The 20,394-nt window shown below is 45.1% G+C and carries 18 protein-coding genes; 1 reads left to right on the top strand and 17 read right to left on the bottom strand.

The window, feature by feature from the left end:
• Window positions 1–195 precede the first annotated feature (195 nt).
• The 10 genes from serC to GCU48_RS18680 form a co-directional block, all read right to left on the bottom strand.
• Complete coding sequence (gene serC / locus GCU48_RS18725) at window positions 196–1,287, bottom strand: 3-phosphoserine/phosphohydroxythreonine transaminase (protein WP_025720554.1); 1,092 nt, start codon at window positions 1,285–1,287, stop codon at window positions 196–198.
• Between the two features lie 266 nt (window positions 1,288–1,553).
• Window positions 1,554–2,978, bottom strand: a complete 1,425-nt coding sequence (gene glnA, locus GCU48_RS18720; protein ID WP_025720552.1) for a type I glutamate--ammonia ligase — start codon at window positions 2,976–2,978, stop codon at window positions 1,554–1,556.
• A gap of 270 nt (window positions 2,979–3,248) precedes the next feature.
• Window positions 3,249–4,286: a 3-deoxy-7-phosphoheptulonate synthase gene (aroF, locus tag GCU48_RS18715; RefSeq protein ID WP_025720550.1), complete on the bottom strand. Its 1,038-nt coding sequence runs from the start codon at window positions 4,284–4,286 to the stop codon at window positions 3,249–3,251.
• A gap of 231 nt (window positions 4,287–4,517) precedes the next feature.
• Complete coding sequence (locus GCU48_RS18710) at window positions 4,518–5,474, bottom strand: 4-hydroxy-3-methylbut-2-enyl diphosphate reductase (protein WP_152381049.1); 957 nt, start codon at window positions 5,472–5,474, stop codon at window positions 4,518–4,520.
• 111 nt (window positions 5,475–5,585) lie between these two features.
• A complete protein-coding gene (locus GCU48_RS18705; protein WP_152381048.1) occupies window positions 5,586–7,064 on the bottom strand; it encodes a sensor histidine kinase in 1,479 nt (492 codons plus the stop codon).
• A 1-nt stretch (window position 7,065) separates the two neighbouring features.
• Window positions 7,066–7,755, bottom strand: coding sequence for a response regulator transcription factor (locus tag GCU48_RS18700; protein WP_152381047.1), 690 nt, complete (start codon window positions 7,753–7,755; stop codon window positions 7,066–7,068).
• A 147-nt stretch (window positions 7,756–7,902) separates the two neighbouring features.
• Window positions 7,903–9,489, bottom strand: a complete 1,587-nt coding sequence (locus GCU48_RS18695; RefSeq protein WP_152381046.1) for a S1C family serine protease — start codon at window positions 9,487–9,489, stop codon at window positions 7,903–7,905.
• A gap of 196 nt (window positions 9,490–9,685) precedes the next feature.
• A complete protein-coding gene (locus GCU48_RS18690) occupies window positions 9,686–10,000 on the bottom strand; it encodes a hypothetical protein (RefSeq protein ID WP_152381045.1) in 315 nt (104 codons plus the stop codon).
• Window positions 10,001–10,084: 84 nt separating this feature from the next.
• Entirely contained in the window at window positions 10,085–10,660 is a 576-nt protein-coding gene (locus GCU48_RS18685) for a 3D domain-containing protein (protein ID WP_152381044.1), read from the bottom strand.
• Between the two features lie 61 nt (window positions 10,661–10,721).
• Window positions 10,722–11,603, bottom strand: coding sequence for a putative sporulation protein YtxC (locus tag GCU48_RS18680; protein ID WP_025720537.1), 882 nt, complete (start codon window positions 11,601–11,603; stop codon window positions 10,722–10,724).
• Window positions 11,604–11,798: 195 nt separating this feature from the next.
• Between GCU48_RS18680 and GCU48_RS18675 the strand changes: the two genes are divergently transcribed.
• Complete coding sequence (locus tag GCU48_RS18675; RefSeq protein WP_152381043.1) at window positions 11,799–12,194, top strand: hypothetical protein; 396 nt, start codon at window positions 11,799–11,801, stop codon at window positions 12,192–12,194.
• An 85-nt stretch (window positions 12,195–12,279) separates the two neighbouring features.
• On the opposite strand, the gene GCU48_RS18670 is transcribed toward GCU48_RS18675, so the two are convergent.
• The 7 genes from GCU48_RS18670 to metA all read right to left on the bottom strand — a co-directional run bounded on the left by GCU48_RS18670 (window position 12,280) and on the right by metA (window position 20,374).
• A complete protein-coding gene (locus GCU48_RS18670; protein WP_152381042.1) occupies window positions 12,280–13,614 on the bottom strand; it encodes an ISL3 family transposase in 1,335 nt (444 codons plus the stop codon).
• A gap of 19 nt (window positions 13,615–13,633) precedes the next feature.
• On the bottom strand, window positions 13,634–14,815 hold the full coding sequence (locus GCU48_RS18665; protein ID WP_152381041.1) for an MFS transporter: 1,182 nt from the start codon (window positions 14,813–14,815) through the stop codon (window positions 13,634–13,636).
• Between the two features lie 72 nt (window positions 14,816–14,887).
• Entirely contained in the window at window positions 14,888–15,178 is a 291-nt protein-coding gene (locus GCU48_RS18660; protein ID WP_152381040.1) for an ArsR/SmtB family transcription factor, read from the bottom strand.
• Window positions 15,179–15,468: 290 nt separating this feature from the next.
• Entirely contained in the window at window positions 15,469–16,602 is a 1,134-nt protein-coding gene (gene mqnC / locus GCU48_RS18655; RefSeq protein ID WP_152381039.1) for a cyclic dehypoxanthinyl futalosine synthase, read from the bottom strand.
• 369 nt (window positions 16,603–16,971) lie between these two features.
• Window positions 16,972–18,150: an aminotransferase class I/II-fold pyridoxal phosphate-dependent enzyme gene (locus GCU48_RS18650; protein WP_152381038.1), complete on the bottom strand. Its 1,179-nt coding sequence runs from the start codon at window positions 18,148–18,150 to the stop codon at window positions 16,972–16,974.
• Window positions 18,151–18,152: 2 nt separating this feature from the next.
• The gene (locus GCU48_RS18645; RefSeq protein WP_152381037.1) at window positions 18,153–19,331 is read right to left on the bottom strand and encodes a PLP-dependent transferase; all 1,179 of its coding nucleotides are present in this window, start codon (window positions 19,329–19,331) and stop codon (window positions 18,153–18,155) included.
• 125 nt (window positions 19,332–19,456) lie between these two features.
• Entirely contained in the window at window positions 19,457–20,374 is a 918-nt protein-coding gene (gene metA, locus GCU48_RS18640; protein WP_152381036.1) for a homoserine O-acetyltransferase MetA, read from the bottom strand.
• Window positions 20,375–20,394: the final 20 nt, after the last annotated feature.

Below are 20,394 nucleotides of genomic sequence, written 5' to 3'. Positions count from 1 at the left end.
CCCTTCATCATTAAATGGTCCTAGCAAATAATCTACAGCTAAACCCAAATGTATATACTGAAAACATACATATACATTTTAACATTTTAACAAATCCCCCACACTACTAAAAGCCTTCCCCTATACACGTTCAGGGAAGGCTTTACTTTTACTTTTTCGATTTCAAATAGCGTGTATCGAAATATATCCGTAAAATCAACGGTTACGTTGCTTGAAGCTATCCATAAACTCCGCCAAGGCCTGACAGTTCTCCAATGGAACAGCATTATAGATCGAGGCGCGAAGCCCCCCTACACTGCGATGTCCCTTCAATCCGATAAACCCGGCCTGCTCGGATTCCTTAATAAATTGTTTTTCCAGATCCTCATTTGCGAGACGGAAGGTTACATTCATTATAGAGCGATCTTTGCTGTCTACACAGCCACGATAGAAGCCTTCGCTGCTGTCAATACGATCGTAGAGCAAAGCAGCTTTCTGTTGGTTCACACGCTCAATGCCTTCCAGGCCACCTTCCTCCTGAATCCATTTCAGCACTTCATTCACCATGTAGATGGCAAAGGATGGTGGTGTATTGTAGAGAGAGTTATTTTTTTCATACGTACTGTAACGAAGCATCGTAGGAATGTTGGACGGTGAGGATGTCAACAGCTCTTCACGGGCAATTACGACCGTTACACCGGAAGGTCCGAGGTTTTTTTGTGCGCCTGCGTAGATCAACCCAAATTGAGTAGCATCAAACGGCTTGCAAAAAATATCACTGGACATATCGACAATCAACGGTACGGAACCCGTATCTGGAAATTGCTTGAACTGTGTACCTTCAATCGTCTCGTTGGACGTCATATGTACATAAGCGGTATGATCAGGCAAGTCCAAAGCTTCCACATTCGGAAGACGCATGTATTTCTCATCAGCGGAGGAGGCAGCAATATGAGTCTTGCCCAGCAGCTTGGCCTCTTTGTATGCCTTATCGGACCAGCTACCTGTCATTACATAGCTTCCGACCTGTCCTTCGCTCAGAAAATTCAAGGGCAGCATTGCAAATTGCGTACTGGCGCCCCCTTGCAGGAACAGCACCTTGTAGCCCTTCGGATTGCCCAGCAGAGATAACAGACGTTCCTGCGCCTCATTATGAACAGATTCATACACGGCTCCACGGTGAGACATTTCCATGATAGACATCCCTGTCCCCTGAAAATCCACGAATTCAGCTTGTACGCGTTCCAGCACTTTAAGCGGCAATGCCGCTGGTCCTGCATTAAAATTGTAGGCTCTCTTACTCAACAATTTCCCATCCCTTCTCTACTCTGGTGTGGATATTATCGCTATGATAGCAGTATTCATAAATGCATTCAAGACTTGTATAAAAATGTTTTTGAATTCATTCATGATGTGACAGAACTGTGAATGTTATCATATTTGACATCTCCACTTTGTGATATTCATTTTAATGTTAAAAGGTCCCCGGCTATAAGACCGGAGACCTATCTTGAACAACAGCTTTTATCCGTAGGCTAATGTTTGTTCTTCAAGGTTGCTGGACTGCCGATATATTAGCAGTCGAAATACAAGCTGTATTCGTGCGGATGAACACGGATGTTCACCGATTTAGCTTCAGAACGCTTGAACTCTACATAGTTATCAATAAAGTCCTTCGTGAATACGCCGCCCTCAGTCAAGAATTCGTAGTCAGCTTCCAGAGCGTCAAGAGCCTCATCCAGTGAAGCTGGTACACTGCGGATTTTACCTTTCTCAGCGTCAGACAGCTCATAGATGTTCGTGTCAAGCGGACCATAGCCCAGTTCGATTGGGTTCAGTTTACGCTTGATGCCATCCAGACCCGCCATCAGCATAGCCGAGAAGGCCAGATAAGGGTTGGCTGTGGAATCCGGCGTACGGAACTCGATCCGACAGCCTTTTGGCGTAACAGCCGCTACTGGAATACGTACAGCCGCAGAACGGTTACCTTTGGAGAATACCAGGTTAACCGGCGCTTCGTAGCCTGGAACAAGACGTTTGAACGAGTTGGTGCTTGGATTTGTCAAAGCGATCAGCGCAGGTGCATGGTACAGAATACCGCCAATGTAATGAAGAGCCATTTCGCTCAGGTTAGCATAAGCACCTTTTTCGTAGAACAAAGGAGTGTCCCCATCGAAAATGGATTGGTGAACGTGCATACCGCTTCCGTTGTCTCCGAAGAGTGGTTTCGGCATGAATGTTGCCACTTTACCATATTGACGAGCTGTGTTGTGTACAATGTATTTATAAACGAGCAGGTTATCTGCTGTTTTCTTCAGTGTATCAAAACGGAAGTTGATTTCCGCTTGGCCTGCTGTAGCTACCTCATGGTGATGGCGCTCAATTCTCAGACCTGCTTCTTCAATCAGACGGCACATTTCACTACGAATGTCTTGTTGGGTGTCTACTGGCGCTACAGGTACATATCCGCCCTTCACTCCCACTTTAAAGCCCAGGTTGCCGCCTTCTTCCTTACGGTTTGTGTTCCAAGCTGCTTCCTCGGAATCTACGAAGAAGGAAGAGCTGTTCATGCCGCTTTCGTAGCGAACATCATCAAAGATGAAAAACTCGGACTCAGGTGCAAAAAATGCTGCTGTGCCCACTCCTGCCGATTTCAAAAATTCCTCTGCCTTTTTGGCAATACCACGAGGGTCGCGGTCGTATTTTTCGCCATCTGGCGTAGCAATGTCACACAGAATATTCAGTGTAGGATGCTGAGTGAAAGGGTCGATAAAAACCGCTTCTGGATCGGGCAGCATAACCATGTCGGATTCCTCGATGCCACGATAGCCAGGAATGGAAGAACCGTCGAAAGCAACACCGTTAACAAATGTTTCTGCATCTACTTCGGAAGCTGGCAATGAAATATGGTGAGCACGACCAGACAAATCTACAAAACGAAAATCTACCCACTCAATATTATTTTCCTGAATTGTTTTCAATACGTTTTCAACGGACATGTCTTCTTCCTCCCAATTTTTCCGAACATTAAGTCTTATACAACCCTGAAATGTTCATGATCGAATGTTTTTTCTGTCGTCATTATAAATCTCAAACATGACACGGGTCAATAGCTATGTAAGGTATTTTTTAAACTAATGTTAGATATTCTTACGCCCTTGATAACATTTAAATAGCACAAAAAGCCCGAAACATCGGGCTTTTAAGCGATTTTAATCTTGTTACTGCAATGCGGCAAAACTTTTATGCAATGATGTTAAGTATTCGTTTTAGGAAACAGTACTAGGGGTATGGAATGTTTTGCCTACTGCAGGAGCCAGCAATTCCAAATCTTTCAGCAAATCCGCAAATTGATCAGGGAACAGGGATTGCACGCCGTCGCCTGTCATCGAGTTGTCGGGATCTGTATGCATCTCAATAATCAATCCGTCAGCACCAGCAGCCACCGAAGCTTTCGTCATAGGAACAACCAGCTCACGACGTCCTGTGCCATGGCTTGGATCGGAAATAACCGGCAGATGGCTCAACTGTTGCAAAACAGGAATTGCGGACAAATCCAGCGTATTTCTGGTGTAGGTTTCGAATGTGCGAATACCGCGCTCACACAGCATAACATTTGGGTTACCGCCTGCCAAGATGTACTCGGCAGCATTCAGGAACTCGTCATAAGTGGAGCTGAAACCGCGTTTAAGCAGCACTGGCTTTCCACAGGTCCCCAGCTTACGCAGCAAATCGAAGTTTTGCATGTTACGTGTACCTACTTGCAGAATATCCGCATATTCCGCACAGATGTCCACGTATTCTGGTGTCATGACCTCTGTGATGGTCAGAAGATCGTGTTTTTTGCCCGCTTCGGCCATCATGATCAAGCCTTCTACACCAGTACCCTGGAAGCTGTAAGGCCCCGTACGCGGCTTAAAAGCACCTCCACGAAGGACTTGTGCACCCGCAGCTTTAACCAATGCGGCAATCTCGTCAATCTGCGTAGCAGACTCAACAGCACATGGGCCACCCATAATCACAAGCTCGCCCCCGCCGATATTTACACCGTTAATGGAAATGACCGTATTTTCGGGATGGAAATCACGGCTCGCCAATTTGTAGGACTTCGATATTTTGACTACATTTTCTACGCCCTTCATTTGGCGCAGGTGTTCAGCCAGCTTGGGCTCTACGCTGCCGATCAATCCGATAATCGTGCGATCCGATCCGCGTGAAACATGGGCTTGCAAGCCTTCCTTTTCGATAGTCTCAACAATGGCATGGATATGTTCTTCAGGTGTTTGAACACCGGCGATAACGATCATATTTTTCTTCCCCTTTATAAACTTATTTTATTAATCACTTATGATATTATGACACTTAAACGCTTGTTCGCTTTTAAGCTTTTATTCGTTAAAGCAACTATACCTGTTTTGACTTTACTCGTCAATACTTAATTATTACTCCATTTATCTTTACCAGGTTATCTTTACCTTAACAATTAAAAAAGGCTATCCGGGTATTATTCCTCGAATAGCGACTTTGGTCAAACTCTGTTATTTCGTTGTTTTTGACTTTTCCCGTACAGGAGGCAACAGTTTCTTTATATCAATGGTCCGCTGGATCTCCCATGTATCGGGATTAGCCGGATCGTACTGCTCCAGATACGTTATGACCTCTTTTGTAATCAGCGTAGGTGTGGAAGCTCCAGATGTGACCGCTACCTTTGTAACGCCTTCCAGCCACTCCCTCTTTAGCTCTGTTACATCGGAAATCCGATATGCGGTAGTGCCTGCGATTTCCTCGGACACTTGGGCCAGTCTGTTGGAGTTATTGCTGCGCGGATCACCGACAACGATTACCAGATCCGCCTGCCCAGCCTGCTCGGCTACCGCCTCCTGACGCACTTGCGTTGCCAGACAGATTTCATTGTGTATCTCTGCACCCGGGAACTTCTCCAGCAGCTTCTTCATAATGTGCTTGATGTCCCATTGGCTCATGGTTGTCTGATTTGTAATAAGGATTTTGCCCTCAGACAGCGTAAGCGTGTCAATTTCCTCTTCCTTTTCAATCAGATGGACATGATCCGGCGCAACTCCCATAGCTCCCTCCGGTTCAGGGTGCCCCTTTTTGCCGATATAAATAATCTGGTATCCTTCCGATGACTTCTCACGAATCAAATCATGGGTCTTCGTCACATCCGGACACGTTGCGTCAACTGTAGTCAGTCCTTTGTCTCTCGCCAGCTTGCGAACCTCAGGGGATACGCCATGGGCGGTAAAAATAACGGTACCCTTCTCTACCTGGCTTAAAATCTCCATACGATTCGGGCCGTCCAATGTAATAATCCCTTCATCTTCAAAGGAATTGGTGACATGGCTGTTATGCACAATCATGCCCAATATATAAATAGGCCGGGGTAAGTCCAGGTTTCTGGCAGCCTGACGAGCCAATACCATGGCATCAACTACGCCATAGCAGTAACCCCGGGGTGAAATCCTGAGTACATCCAAAAATAGCACCCGCTTTCTTCGACACAGTATACCGCTCCAATAACGGGGTAGCGGTGGGCATCCAAGCCTCTACCGGCCAATTCTATGATGTCGTTGCCTTCCTATTATAACTTATTCCAAAGGCGCGGAAAAGCTGACTGGAAGCCAGATGATAAATGTCGTTCCTTCTCCTTGGCGTGTAACCACTTCCACTGACCCATGGTGCTCATCAATAATCCACTTGGCAATGGACAGTCCCAAACCGATTCCCTCCGTCACACCGCGCGACTCATCTGCCCGGTAAAAGCGGTCAAAAATAAAGGGAACCTGACTCTTGTCCATCCCAATGCCTGTGTCACTGATCCGCAGACCCACCTGCCCCTGATAAACAATAGCATCAAATCGGACAGTGCCTTCAGGAGTATACTTAAACGCATTATCAATAAAAATAAATAACATCTGCTGCAAATAATCCTTGCTGCCTTCCATATAAATGCCATTCAGCAGCGAAAAGTCGCCCACATTCCATTCGGCTGTTCGCTCCAGAAATTGAGCACGACGTGCAACCTCATTTACAAGCGGTTCCAGTGCGACGGGGTTCTTATCGAATGTTTTCCCCGTATCTGCTCTGGCAAGTGACAGCATATCGCTTACCAAACGGCTCATCCGCTGGCCTTCATCGGCCATGTCATTCAGCGCCTCCATAGACAGCTCACGAATCATCGCTTCATCCATATTCGGTCGCTCTCCCGGCTCGGTAGTCCACATTTTAACCAAAAAATCAACGTTGCCGCGAATCGTCGTAAGCGGTGTACGCAGCTCATGGGAAGCATCGGCCACAAAACGGCGCTGTGCACCGTATGCATCCTCCAGCTCCTTGTAAAACGCCTCTGTACGCCCTAGCATATTATTAACCGTCCCAATGAGCTGCCCAATTTCATCTGCCGGTCCGTCATATTCAATACGAACACTCAAATCGTTACTGGATTGAATCTGATTTGCTCCCTCAATCACCTTGACCAGCGGCTTCATGGACTTGCGTGCCAAAAAGAGGCCTGAGGTGGCAGCGGCGAGTAAGGCAAATAACGAACCGTATACAAGCACACTTTGCAGCCTGTTCATGAGCCGATCCTGAGAGCCTGTGAATTGCCCCACCTGTAGCATTCCAACTACCAGGTCAGCGGCCTTGATTGGCTGCTGATAAATCATAAAGGAATCCCCATCTACGCTCACACGTCGAATTCCCTCATTTTGAATTGCTCCTTCCCCTGTAGCTGGCACCGGAAAGGTGATATTGAGGTCTTTCATATTTTGAGTCGTTTTGGTTACCCCTGACGTGTAATTATAAATTTGTACATATAGCTGCGAGTCATCAATTCCACGTCCCTGCTTTAAGCCCAAATCCAGATTGGGAACTTCAAACAATCCACCTTTGATCGTAAGCGATAGCGATAACTGCTTGTTAATCTGTGGCGTCTGAGTCTTAAGCTGGCTGTTCACTTCATTGTATGTGTAATAATAAACCAGTCCGTAAATAGCCAGACCAAAAATGACAAGCACTATAGCCAAGATGCTCGAATACCAAGCTGTCAGCCGCCACCGAATAGACATATTACATATCACCTCTTAAAATATAACCGGCTCCCCGAATTGTGCGAATGAGTCGTTTACCGCCATCCTGCTCCGTTTTTTGTCGCAGCATGGCAATATACACCTCCAGCACATTCGATTCCCCACTATAGTCATAGCCCCAAATTTTGTCCATAATCAAATCGCGTGACAGCACGCGTTTTGGGTTTTGCATAAACAAATGGAGCAGTTCAAATTCTTTTGCTGTCAACTCCAAACGTTTACTGCCACGAACCACCTCACGCGATTCGTTATCCAGCTGCAGGTCCTCGAAAGTAAGTCGGTTTCCGTTATTGTCCTGTTGTTCGGTTTTACGCCGCAAAAGCGCTCTCACTCGTGCCAGCAGCTCCTCAAGTGCAAACGGCTTGACGAGGTAATCGTCAGCTCCCAAATCCAAGCCCTTAACCCGATTCTCCACCTCGTCCTTGGCTGTAAGCATCAGTACGGGTACCGTGCTTCCGCCCTCGCGCATGCGACGGCATACCTCAAAACCATCCACCTGCGGCATCATGACATCCAGCACGACAACATCAGGCTCAGCTGTCAGCATTTTATTCAATCCTTCTGCTCCGTTGGCGGCCGTCAGCACTTCATAGCCTTCAAAAGCCAACCCTCTACGCAGCATGGATACAATTTTCTCATCGTCATCAATAATCAGAACGGTAGAACGCATACACGATCGAACTCCTTTATCATCTTCTTTTCACTCTATTGTAGCAGGAGTAGACGCATGTAGCACCTTGCCGCCGCATACAGCAAGAAACGGAAGGAATCTTCCTTCCGTTTCCAGTTCCAACTTCACTATATAGAAGTCATCAGCTTATTGTTGAAGAGTTGAGCTAAAGTCATTTTTGTTGCCTATTTTCAGCTGAATGTCCTTTTTCTGTCCGGCCCGTTCGATGTTAAGTGTCAGTGCTGTACCTACCTTTTGTTTCTGGATGAACTCAATCAGCTCTTGAGATGTGCTATAAGGCGTGCCATTGGCTCCGATAATCACATCGTAAGGACGCAGATCCGCCTGATAAGCAGGCGACTTGTAAATAATATCGCGCACAACCGAACCTTCGGTTAGGGATGTACCCAATTCCTTGGCGACTTCAGGGCTCAGATTTAACAGACTTGCACCAATGAAAGGTACGGGTTCTTTGGGGATCGGCTGATTATTTTTCAGCTTATCGACAACTTCCAAAATCGTATTGGACGGAATCGCAAAACCAATTCCCTGTGCGTCTGCACTCACAGCTACGTTCATACCAATAACCTGTCCTTGCAAATTCAACAGCGGTCCACCAGAGTTACCTGGGTTAATGGACGCATCCGTCTGAATGAGATGCTTGTATTGGGTTGGTTTTCCAGTGGATTCACTATTAATGGTGATTGTACGTTCTTTCGCACTCAGCACCCCGGCTGTTACCGAATGTTCAAAACCTTCAGGATTGCCGATAGCTACCATCCACTCACCAACTTTAGCGTTATCAGAGTTACCCAGCGTTACTGTCGGGAAGTTATTTTTACCGTCAATTTTAAGTACCGCCAAATCAAGGTCTGCATTTTTGCCCAATACTTTAGCCTCATACGGCTTATTGGTTCCCTCTACTGTAACCTGAACAACGTTTGCACCTTCAACAACATGGTTGTTAGTCAGAATGTAACCTGATTTATCAAAAATAAAACCGGAACCAATACCAAGCGGGGTCAGTTGTCCGCTATTGCTACCTTCGTTTCCATTACTGCTACCGCTGTTCCCATCGCCATCTCCATATTGATTCCCAAAGAAGTATTGGTACAATGGGTCATTGAAATAAGGGCTGCTTTGTCTGCCACTACCACTGGATTGCTTGGCAAGCGTTTCGATTTTGACAACAGCCGGCCCTGCCTTGGCTACCACGGATTGAACATCAGCAGTACCTGAAGGCATCACAGCCGGAACTGCACTTGGAGTAGAATTCGTTGTTCCTGAATTAGTCGTTTCTCCGCTTTCCGCTACCGCTGAAGTCATTGCCGTCTCCGGTGTAAACATATTGGTTCTGTCAGCTGTATACATCAATACTGTAATAACCAGCATTCCGGCAAAAAAAGACAGGAAAATCGTTTTTATCTGCGACTTGGGCTTATTCGGCTTGAATTGCCAGTTGCCATTATTCCGTCCTGAACCATCCTGTTGCTCAGGTTCGGCTCGATGGTAGGAGGGAGGAAAAGATCTTACCGCCTGCGGTGGTGTAATCTCAACGTCGTTCTCCACCATCTGCCCTTCTTTGCGCTGTCCGTCCGATTGAACTGAAGAAAAGGGACCATAGGAATAATAATATGAGGAACCATTTGATTCGTTCTGTCGAGTTGTTGTATCGGCATCAACCTGATCGTTGTCGTTCCGGCGTCCGGAATTATTATTTTTGAATTCGTCCATTGTATATCTCCTCTCAAACCCTAGTGCTTCAAGGTGGTGTTGTTTAACTGACTTTATTTTGCACTTTAAACCTTAATTCCACCTTAAAAAAAATTAAAAAGCAGATAAAACCTTAGTCCTATATGTATTTAATCATTTTCACTTCATACGAAATGCCCCGGAAAGTTCCGAGGCATTGTCGATTATATATGCTGTTTTATTTCGTGTTAAAGTTTTCATCGAACTTTTGGTTCGGTGTTTGAGCATTGCTTTGAATTTTGCTACGACTGGAGTTTTGTACTTTTTGCGCTACTGCGCTTGTACCGCCTTGATCTGTCGCAAATTCTTCATCATATTTCTCATTTGGTGTTTGGAAGTTGTCTTGAATTTTATTTTGTTCAGACTGCTTCACCTTTTGAGAAACAACACCTACCGAATTGTCTTGCGCAAATTCCGCTTTAAACTGGTTACCAACGTTTGCTTTGAATCCTTTGTTCGTGAAAGAACTTCCGCCTTGATTTTGATTTGGCATAATTCCTAACCTCCCAATAAATTTTGTGGGATAAGCTCATCCCGCAACATATTATGTGAAGTCAGACAGGACAATATTCAAGGATTAAATGGAAGCATCCAGTGTTGAGCTCGGAATGGATTTATGCGTTTCTATCGCCTTTTGGAGCGATCGTATCATCTTTTCCGTACATTTTCCGCTTCCTTTTTTTATAATTTGAACATTCACGTCTTTCTTACCCCATTCGGAGTATACCTGCCGGGTTGTTTTAAAATACAAGTCAATTTTGTTGCCCTTAATCGCTGATCCTGTATCTGCCACAATGCCGTAGCCGTAACCTGGAATGTACAAAATGCTGCCCAAGGGAAACGTCTTGGGATCAGCCGCAATCGTGGACAATGTGTTTTTGTCACGACGCACTTTTACACCGGAATACGTAATACCGTAACCGGGATGATTTGGCCTTTTGCCAGTGGATTCATAGCCTGCTGTATATCCTGTTGCCGTGACCGTCATGGTCGTAATGACCTGTTCTTCGGGCGGGGCTAAAACAGGTGTTGATTGCCATTTCTTGTGCTGGACCGGTTCTTTGTGACCGTATACTTCATTACCAGGCAGGATCATACAGCCTGCAATGAGGATAGTGCCCAAAATCCGTTTCCATACCAACATGGATCTCATAAAAAACCTCCCCTTGAGGCAAAGGCTTTCCAGAAATCCGTTGGATTATACAAACATTTTATTATTTTTGAACATCCTGATCTGGATAAAGTCTGCTCAGCTTTACCTTATCTTCAAAAATATGCAGCAGCGTTCGAACAATGGGGGTGTGCTCATCATGTGTATGCAATATAATGGAAGCAGGAGAAATTGAAATAAGGGTGCTCACGATTCGATCCTCAACCTCCATTTCCAGCTCAATTCCCGGCATCTCCACTACGATGTCATCTGTATCGGGAGTTGGTAAAGGGACCATAGCGCTATCGAGAATGATAAAATCGTGCCCGCCTTGATGAAGCACATGCACAAGCGGAACTTTACTTTCCTGAAAAAACACAAAGTATTTGAGCAGCCCCATAAATTCTTCATATTGCCGGTCTGCCCAAAATTCCTCCATGGCAAAGTCGACGATTTCTTCAAGTTCTTTTTTATAAGCATGCAGCCTGAATTGAATAAGCCCTTCCAAATTCATTACACGAAGCTCCTTGAAGTCCCTTTCCAGGAGAGTGGTCAGTTTACCGTGGCGCTTTAAACGCCCTCTTTGGCCATCATCGTTTAAGAGGGAGTGAACCATGCTGCGAATTCGGGTCGTATCCTCTTTTTCCAACAGCGAACAGGCTTTAGTGAGAATTTGATCAAGCATTTCCCACTCTTTAACTTGAATAATATAATCCGCTATCGCTGAAGACATGATGCTGTATACACAGGGGAGAAAGCTTTCAAACTCGGAATTGCTCTCCGTGCCCTTGCAGGTCCATGCCACTTTGTTTTCCAGCTGTCTGAAAGTGAATCGAAATCCGCGCCGTGACATATGTAGTCCCTTGGTTCTACTTTTGACTACCTCATAGAAACGATCGGCTTCCTGTTCCCCATCTGTATTGGTCCACACTGTAAACAGTTCCATTGGCTCACTCCTTTCGATCACTGCTTTCAGTATATGGCGGCCTCTGTAGGGTTATACGAAGTGAACGACTGGAAACAGGAGGTCGTATTTATATGGGAATAATCGGCTTCAAAAATCGCAAGACGTTTGAATATTTAGGGTGGGTTATGCTAAGGTTATAGTAATATGAATTTTTCACAAGAGGGAGGGGATAAGATGTCAACGATGCTGAACATACTGCGTACATGTATGGTCGTCATATTGAGCCTCGTTCAGATTTTGTCCCTTCCTGTGACGTTTCATGCGGAAGACACCACTCAATCCCTGCAATTTACTGCGGGCTCTTCTTTGATGCCTTATGCTGACACTTCCTCGTTGGAAACGGACTCCCACGAGCTGGAGCATCACTCCAAACCAGCTATTCGTAAATCCTCCCCATTGCTTCATCTGGTGGTTGCTGCGGTCAAATCACTCCCTTTTATCATTTTGATAGCACTTGTGCTGCTGCTAAGCATCCCCAAGATCCGTCTACCTTTCATTCCTGTCATTTGTAAGCTAAAAAAGCAATTGTGCTTGTTTCCCATCAAATTCACCTCTAGTTATGTGGCTTAATCTCCCCTTTTAACATGCATATCACACACTCGCATGTCTATTTGTTTATTTTTTTGGGTATTCGGATTTTATGGTGGAGAAGGGCTTATAGCTGGCCCTTCTCCAATTTCTCGATCAAGGTGGAAAAATCGATTCCCAGCAAGATTATTTCTTCTGGCTCACGAACAACTCCAATAGGTGGCATATTAAACATCGGGAAGTTTTCCTCCCGTAGATCGTAGCTATCAAACCGCCTCTGGTACTTAGGCTTACGTTGCTTTTTAAGTCCCTCTGTAAAGAGTATTTTGGCTCTTAGGGCCTCAAAAGAGTATCCCCTGCTTAAACGATTAATGACTCGAATAAGGCTGTTTAGAGACTCCGTATAAGCGTTTGTAATGCGATGGTCGAAGTAGGCGAATATTTCCTCTTCCCAGTTCTTCATAGCCTTTGTAAGTGGTTCAAAAGCGGATTGCAGTTCAGTTGGTATTTTAGCTTTCCATTCGTTGTATTTAAGGAATGCCGTCTGTCTGCTATCACATTCCCAAATATCGAAATATGATTCCTTTAAGTCATAAGCAGTGCCGAGAGAAGGATGATTCTTTGTCCAAAGGTCAAGCGTAATTTTATCCATCTCTGTAAGCGCTATATGGCGTTTTAGGAGGATAAAACGGTCGTGCATCAGCCCGCGGCGTTCTTTTGGCGATAATCCTTCTCGGAGCTGCTTACGAATGGTTTCTAATGCTTGGTTTGCCATACGGACAACGTGAAACTTATCGACGATGATAAGAGCTTTTGGCAATATAGCCCTCACGGCGTCCTTATACGGTTGCCACATATCCATTGTGACATATCGTATTTGTCCTCTATTTGGAAGGCGTGAGAGGTAGCCTACAACGGTTTCCTTGTTACGATTGGGCAAAACATCTAACAAAGTACGTTCCTCAATGTTGGTTAAAACGCATCTTGGCTTAATAATGTGTATTTCGTCAATCCCAAGCCAATTAGGAGTTTCAAATCGATGCGTTTCTTTAAGACGATTGATGTAATCACGAAAGATGTTACGTATCGTTTTTTCATGCAATCCAACATCCTCGGATATGCTGACAAACGTACGTTTAATGCTTTGCTCCTCTATATAAGACAATAATCGTTTGGTGCAGTTTCGCTTTTCGTCTATGGTGTGGTCTAAGTGTTCCCAAAAGGTTCGATTGCAGTCTCTACAGCGATACCTCTGACGCTTTATAAGAAGGCCTACACGCTTGCCGTGAATAGGCAAGTCCATACAGATCTGTTCCCTGATATCGTGTTTGTAGAGGTTGGCTATACATCCACAATGAGGGCAAGCCAAAGGTGGAGAGTTCGTCACCACTTGTATTAGAAAATCAAATTCATTCTCACTAATACTTAGGATGTTGAATTTTGAAAGATTTAGAATATCCATATGAATTTCTTCTATGCATTTATGATGCAAACTCCTTCTTTGTTTTCGCGTGACTGGTCAAAATACCGCTGAATATGAAAGATAACAACGAACCGGCAAAGCATATAGCCGCAAACATGCCTACGGCGGAAAAACCGTTAAAAGTCGCGTAAATCAGGCCTGCGACCCAAGAACCGAGCGTTGTCGCAGCGTACATGATTGAATTGGCCAAGCTGGAGATCGTGCCGCGGATGGTCGGATTTAATGAATTCAGCATTCCCAATATTAGGGGGAAAGCGATCCCCATATTAACGAATATGAAAAAGTAAACACTTTCGAAAGCCGCAACTGATGGCAAGTGAGGCAAAACAATAAAACATGCGATAGAGACAAGAAAGCCCACAACCAGCGTATTGAAACGGTTTAACGTTTTGATCACATAGGCACCGCCGAAGCTCCCGACTATATTCCCGAGACCAAGAAAAAACATCACGTACCCCGCTTGATCAATGGAAAGGTGAAAGCGATCCGTCACCCATTTTCCAATGAAAGAAAAGGCAGCAAAGAATCCACATTGAAATAAGAAATGAGCGAGGAAAGCCTTTCTCGCCATTCGGCTATTCAATAAGGGGATGTATCTACTGAAAATCGGAGTCTTGGTTTCTTGGCCTTGATTCGGTTTCATTTCGGGCAAAGCATAGAAGATGAGTACTGCTACCAATAATGCACATGCACCGATTGTAAAAAAAGGATAATACCAATGGGTTGAGGCAAGCAGACTTCCAATAGGGATGCCGAACGCTTGGGAAGCAGCCAAGCCTGCCATGACGATTCCTGATATTTTGGCGATTTTTGACGTTGGAAACAGAGCAGGGATCGAGGCCCAGACTTGAGGCGCCGTAAATGCTGCGCTGACTCCGGCTAAAAAACGGAAGAAGAACATCGACCAAAAGCCTGTGGCAAAACCGCATAACATGGTTGAAACCGAGAAGCAGACCATGCCGGAAAGCATTACTTTTTTGCGATCCCATCCATCGGAAAGCGGTCCAGCAATCAGTGCAAAAATGGCATAACCTAAAGCATAAGCCCCCACCATCCAACCGGAATATTCGGTCGGGATATGAAACAAGTTCTGAAGAGTAGGGATGAGCGGAGAAATCAAAAACGTATCCGTACCGATAACAAACATGATGAGGAAAAATAAAGCAGTTAATTTGATCATTCTATTCACCCTTTGTAGTTAGTTCTATAGTTCAAATATTACTGAACTAATGAAGAAAAAAAGAATTTCTTTCTACAAAGTATCCAGAAATCCGGGTAAGTAAGTTTGAAATGTCTCCAAATCGATGCTCATATACTTCGCTTGAGCTTCTTTTCGTACCTTGATCAATTTCGCCTCCTTTAAAGTACGCAAGTGATACGAAGTATTCGATTTCGTAGTATCGCGAATGTGTCCGACTTCTCCACAATTCATCTCATTCTTGCTGATGTATAGAGCTCGAATGATGTCCAATCTTGTTTCATCAGCTAACGCCTTAAATATTTTGACTCTGAGCTCATCATTTATTATTTTTCGACTAGTCATAAAACCATTGTACTAAGATATCGCTACAAATCAAGTCTTTAGAAAAATACCACCATATTCTCCGATTTTTAAGTGAAATATTTTGATTTTGTCTCCACCATAAAATCCGTATACCCCTTTTTTTTAGCGTATATTCTATCGTAAATGTCAGAAACGTTAGTTTGAAATAATATCTTTAATCATTTGCTTATTGCCTGCAATTCAAAAAACGCTTATCTACATAATCCCTCTACACGGATTAATGATAGATAAGCGTTTTTAATGATTACGAAATATGAACGGATGTATTCTTAATTTTGCATAATAAAGTCATGTTCAATACTGCTGGCACTGTCAAAAGTACGAATAATATCATAACGGGTATTACGTTGTGCCGGAATGTGACCGGTCTCGCGGATCAACTGTAAAATGGACTCGATGTTGACTTTATACGTTGCGCCTGCGGCGGAAACGACGTTTTCCTCAATCATTGTGCTACCAAAATCATCGCAGCCGTAGTATAGCGATTTTTTGCCGATTTCGGGTCCCATGGTTACCCACGAGGACTGAATATGCTTGATGTTATCCAATACAAGGCGACTGATTGCAACAGTTTTCAAATATTCCTCTGGCGTCTGGCGCTCCTTCTTCAGATTTGTGTTATCTGGTTGGAAGGTCCAAGGACTAAAGGCCAAAAATCCTTCAGAATTATATTTATTTTCAATACATTCGTCCTGAGCATCACGAACACGCAGCAAATGCAGCGCTCGCTCCTCCATCAATTCGCCAAAGCCGATAACCATCGTAGCAGTCGTGTTCATACCCACCTTGTGGGCCGTTTGCATCACATCCATCCAATCACGCCACGAGCCTTTGAGACGACTGATTTTGCGGCGTGTGCGATCATCCAAAATCTCTCCGCCTCCACCTGGCAATGAATCCAGTCCAGCCTCATGAATGGCCCGAATGGTATCTTCCATGGAAAGGCCGGATTTTTCTTTCATCTTATGAATTTCAGCCGGCGAGAAGGAGTGCATCGTAATATCAGGAAAACGCTCCTTAATGGCTTTCAGCAAATCTGTATAATAACTGAACGGCAGATTCGGATTTACACCGCCTTGCATCAGAATCTCGGTGCCTCCTACATCCTGCGTTTCCTTGATCTTCTGAAAGATGACCTCATCCGGTAGAACGTAACCTTCATCTGAACCCGGTCTGCGGTAAAAAGCACAAAAACGACAATATACGTCGCACACGTTCGTGTAGTTAATATTTCGTCCAATGACGAAGGTTTTTACAGGATTCGGATGCATGCGATTCATGACTTTATTCGCCGCATGACCGATTTTCTCTACCTCGTCTGATTCGAACAAAGCAACGGTATCCTCTAAATTCAGGCGTTCGCCGCGCAGGGCTTTATCTAAAATATGGTCGATTACACTCATGGTGTATCCTCCTTCGCTTTCACAGGGCGACGAAATGAAAGACAGGACTTATGAACGAGAATGCTTTCACAAACCTGCGTTCAACCCTGCCGTAATGTATGTTCATGACTAGCCTTGTATGTTGTCTGTGCTATTTAACATAGTAAAACCTATTGATAATACTAACATATCTTTAGGTAAGGAACCATACTTATTCCCGCTTCTTTCTGCTTTTCACCTTGAGAAATATGCGTTTTTTCACACTGTTCTTCATGTCATGCTATAGAAAACAGCAAGCCTCCTGAAATACTGGAAACTTGCTGTTTAGGACTTTACATAATTCGCTTCCTTTGCATGTAAACGCCAAGATGCTGCTGTGGTACTGATGCTCTAGCGTAGCGCTTCGTTCAAATCGCTGATCAGGTCGTCAATATCCTCCAGTCCTACAGAGAAACGAAGTAGTCCGTCCGTAATTCCACGCTCCAGACGTACACTATGCGGCATAGCCGCATGTGACATCATCGCCGGGTACGACAGAATGCTTTCTACAGCTCCCAAACTCACCGCAACAATTGGAATACGCACACGACTGAGGACTTCTTTTGCCCGCTCACCAGAACCTACATCAAAGGAAATAACGGCACCGTAGCCGCTGGATTGGCTCTCATGAACAGCACGCCCCGGATGATTCTCCAGCCCCGGATAGTATACTGCCTGAATATCGGCCCGCTCGTTCAGCCAGTTCGCAAGCTTTGCTGCGCTTTTTTCACTGTGTGCCATCCGGGCTTCCAGCGTCTTCATGCCGCGGATGAGCAACCATGACTCTTGTGGGGCCAGCACAGTCCCCATCCCGTTTTGGAGCTGCTTGATTTGTCTTCCCAACGATCCGGTACGTGCTACCGCAAGCCCTGCCAGCACATCGCTGTGTCCACCGAGAAACTTGGTCGCACTGTGCAGGACAATATCGACCCCCTGTTCAATCGGACGCTGATAATAAGGTGTCATAAACGTATTGTCCAGCAGCGTCAAAAGTCCATTGTCCTGTGCCCAAGAGGCTAATCCTGCTATATCAGTAATTTTGAGTGTAGGATTGGACGGGGTTTCTATATACACAGCCTTTGTATTGTCCTGCAAGGCCTCTTTTACAAGGTTGATGTCCGTCATATCGACAAAGGTCGTTTCGATATTCATCCGTTTCAGTATAGAGGTCAGCAGTCGATACGTTCCTCCATATACGTCCTCCGAAACAATGACATGGTCTCCAGCGGACAGAAGCATAAATACAGTAGAAATGGCTGCCATGCCGGATGCAAAGGCAAAACCTCTGGCTCCGCCTTCTAAGAGGGCGATATAGTCTTCCAAAGCCTGTCGTGTCGGATTACCGGAACGGCTATAGTCATGCTGTGGTGGGTTAAAGATATCATGATGGTGAAAGGTAGAAGCCTGATAGATGGGAACACTAGAAGCTCCTGTTACACTGTCTATTTCAGAGCCAAAATGCAGCAGCTTGGTAGCGAATTTCCGCTCCTTAATCAGAGCTTGCTCGATTTTCCTTGCATCCTCAATCATTGCTACTCCCCTCCTTCAACTTCTTGACGTGCCGCTTCTAAGGCCGAACGCAAATCTTCAATTAAATCGTCTGTATGCTCGATACCTACTGAGAAACGCAGCAGCCTGTCATCTACCCCCACTGCATCCCGAATTTCTGCTGGTATATCGGCATGTGTCTGCACCGCAGGATAGGTCATCAGCGATTCCACCCCGCCCAGACTTTCGGCAAAGGCAATCAACTTAATGTGACGAAGCAAGGGCTCCACATAGCGAGCATCCTTTAATTTAAAGGAGAAAATACCTGTGTTGCCGCTGGATTGTTTGTTTTGTATCTCACGACCCGGATGACCTTCGAGCCCCGGATAAAATACTTCCGCCACTGCAGGGTGGGTCAATAAATAGTTAGCAAGTACCGTCGCATTATGCTCATGCCGATCCATACGCAACGCCAGCGTTTTCATGCCCTTCATTAATTGGTAGCTGTCGCTTGGGGAAAGCACAGCTCCTATAGAATTATGAAGGAAGGAAATTTCGTCCGACAGCTCTCTGCCCTTGGTTACGATCAAACCTGCCAGTACATCATTGTGTCCACCCAAATATTTGGTTGCGCTATGTACCACAATATCGGCACCCAGTTCCAAGGGACGCTGGAAATATGGTGTTAGCAACGTATTGTCTACAATGGTAAGCAACTTACGTTGTGATGCCCATTCAGCCACCGCTCGAATATCAGTAATCATCATCAATGGGTTCGTAGGCGTTTCTATGAATACAGCTTTAGTATTCGGTCGGCATGACTGTTGGAGTGCTTCAAGATCGTTTGTATCCACATAACTTGCCGTCACACCGAATTTAGATAAAATGCGCTCCAGCAAACGATATGTCCCGCCATAGAGATCCAACGATACGATGAGATGATCTCCCTGTCCAAATAAAGCAAACACCGTTTGCAGCGCCGCCATGCCGGAACTGCATGCAAAGCCTGCATCACCAGATTCCAATGCAGCTGAAGCCTCTTCCAGTATCTTTCGCGTCGGATTGGTCGTCCGAATGTAATCAAAACCTGTGCTTTGACCTAGACGAGGATGGCGGAACGCCGTAGCTTGATAAATCGGATAATTAATAGCCCCGGTTACTGGCTCTTCTACTGAACCGATCTGCGCCAATCTGCTTTCGATTTTCCACTGCTTCTCACTCATATGAACCCTCCCATTAACTTCCATATTGGATGTTGTAACCTACGCTACACAAATGGATAATCAAACACTATACTGCTTCACTACTGCAAGGTGTTACTGCGGTAAGGTAAAGTTTAAGCCCCTTTTTAAATCTGGGGCCCGATATCGTAAGGTGTTTCTTGGTATACATAATAGTTAAGCCAATTAGAAAATAATAAATTGGCATGCGCACGCCATATAGAGGGCGGTGTGCGTTCAGGGTCATCATTGGGAAAATAGTTTTTGGGGACTTCAATATCCAATCCTTTGGCCACATCACGATCGTATTCCCATTTCAGCGAGAGCGGATCATATTCAGAATGACCAGTTACAAAAATTTGTTTACCATCACACGTGGCGACCAGATACACGCCGGCTTCCTCGGATTCGGATAAAACCTCTAATTCGGCAATGCGATCAATATCCTCCCGTCGAACCTCTGTATGCCGGGAATGAGGAGCATAAAAAAGTTCATCGAAGCCGCGTAACAGCTTCACCTTAGGCTTAATAACCGTGTGTGGAAATACACCAAAGCATTTGAAGTCGAGTCCGTATTTGGGAACACCGAAATGGTGGTATAGACCTGCCTGTGAGGCCCAACAGATATGCATGGTCGAAGTGACATGTGTTTTCGTCCATTCAAAAATTTGCTGGATTTCTTCCCAGTAGTTCACATCTTCAAACTCAAGCTGTTCTACCGGGGCGCCCGTAATAATCATGCCGTCAAAACGGCTGTTCTTGATCTCGTCAAACGTTTTATAAAACATATTCAAATATTCTTGTGATGTATTTTTGGATACATGGGACTTCATGTGTACCAATGTAACGTCTACTTGCAGCGGGGTATTGCCGACCAGTCGCAACAGTTGGGTTTCTGTTGTCTCTTTTGTAGGCATCAAATTCAAAATGGCGATGCGCAACGGACGAATATCCTGGTGATAGGCCAGGCTTTCATCCATTACGAAAATATTTTCGCCCTCCAGCACTTCCTTGGCAGGTAGTGTGTCCGGAATCTTAATCGGCATATAACTCACTCCTTGTTCGG

This window comes from Paenibacillus brasilensis (assembly GCF_009363115.1).
In the GTDB taxonomy this organism is placed as follows: Bacteria; Bacillota; Bacilli; order Paenibacillales; family Paenibacillaceae; genus Paenibacillus; species Paenibacillus brasilensis.
This window is presented reverse-complemented; position numbering and strand designations above follow the sequence as displayed.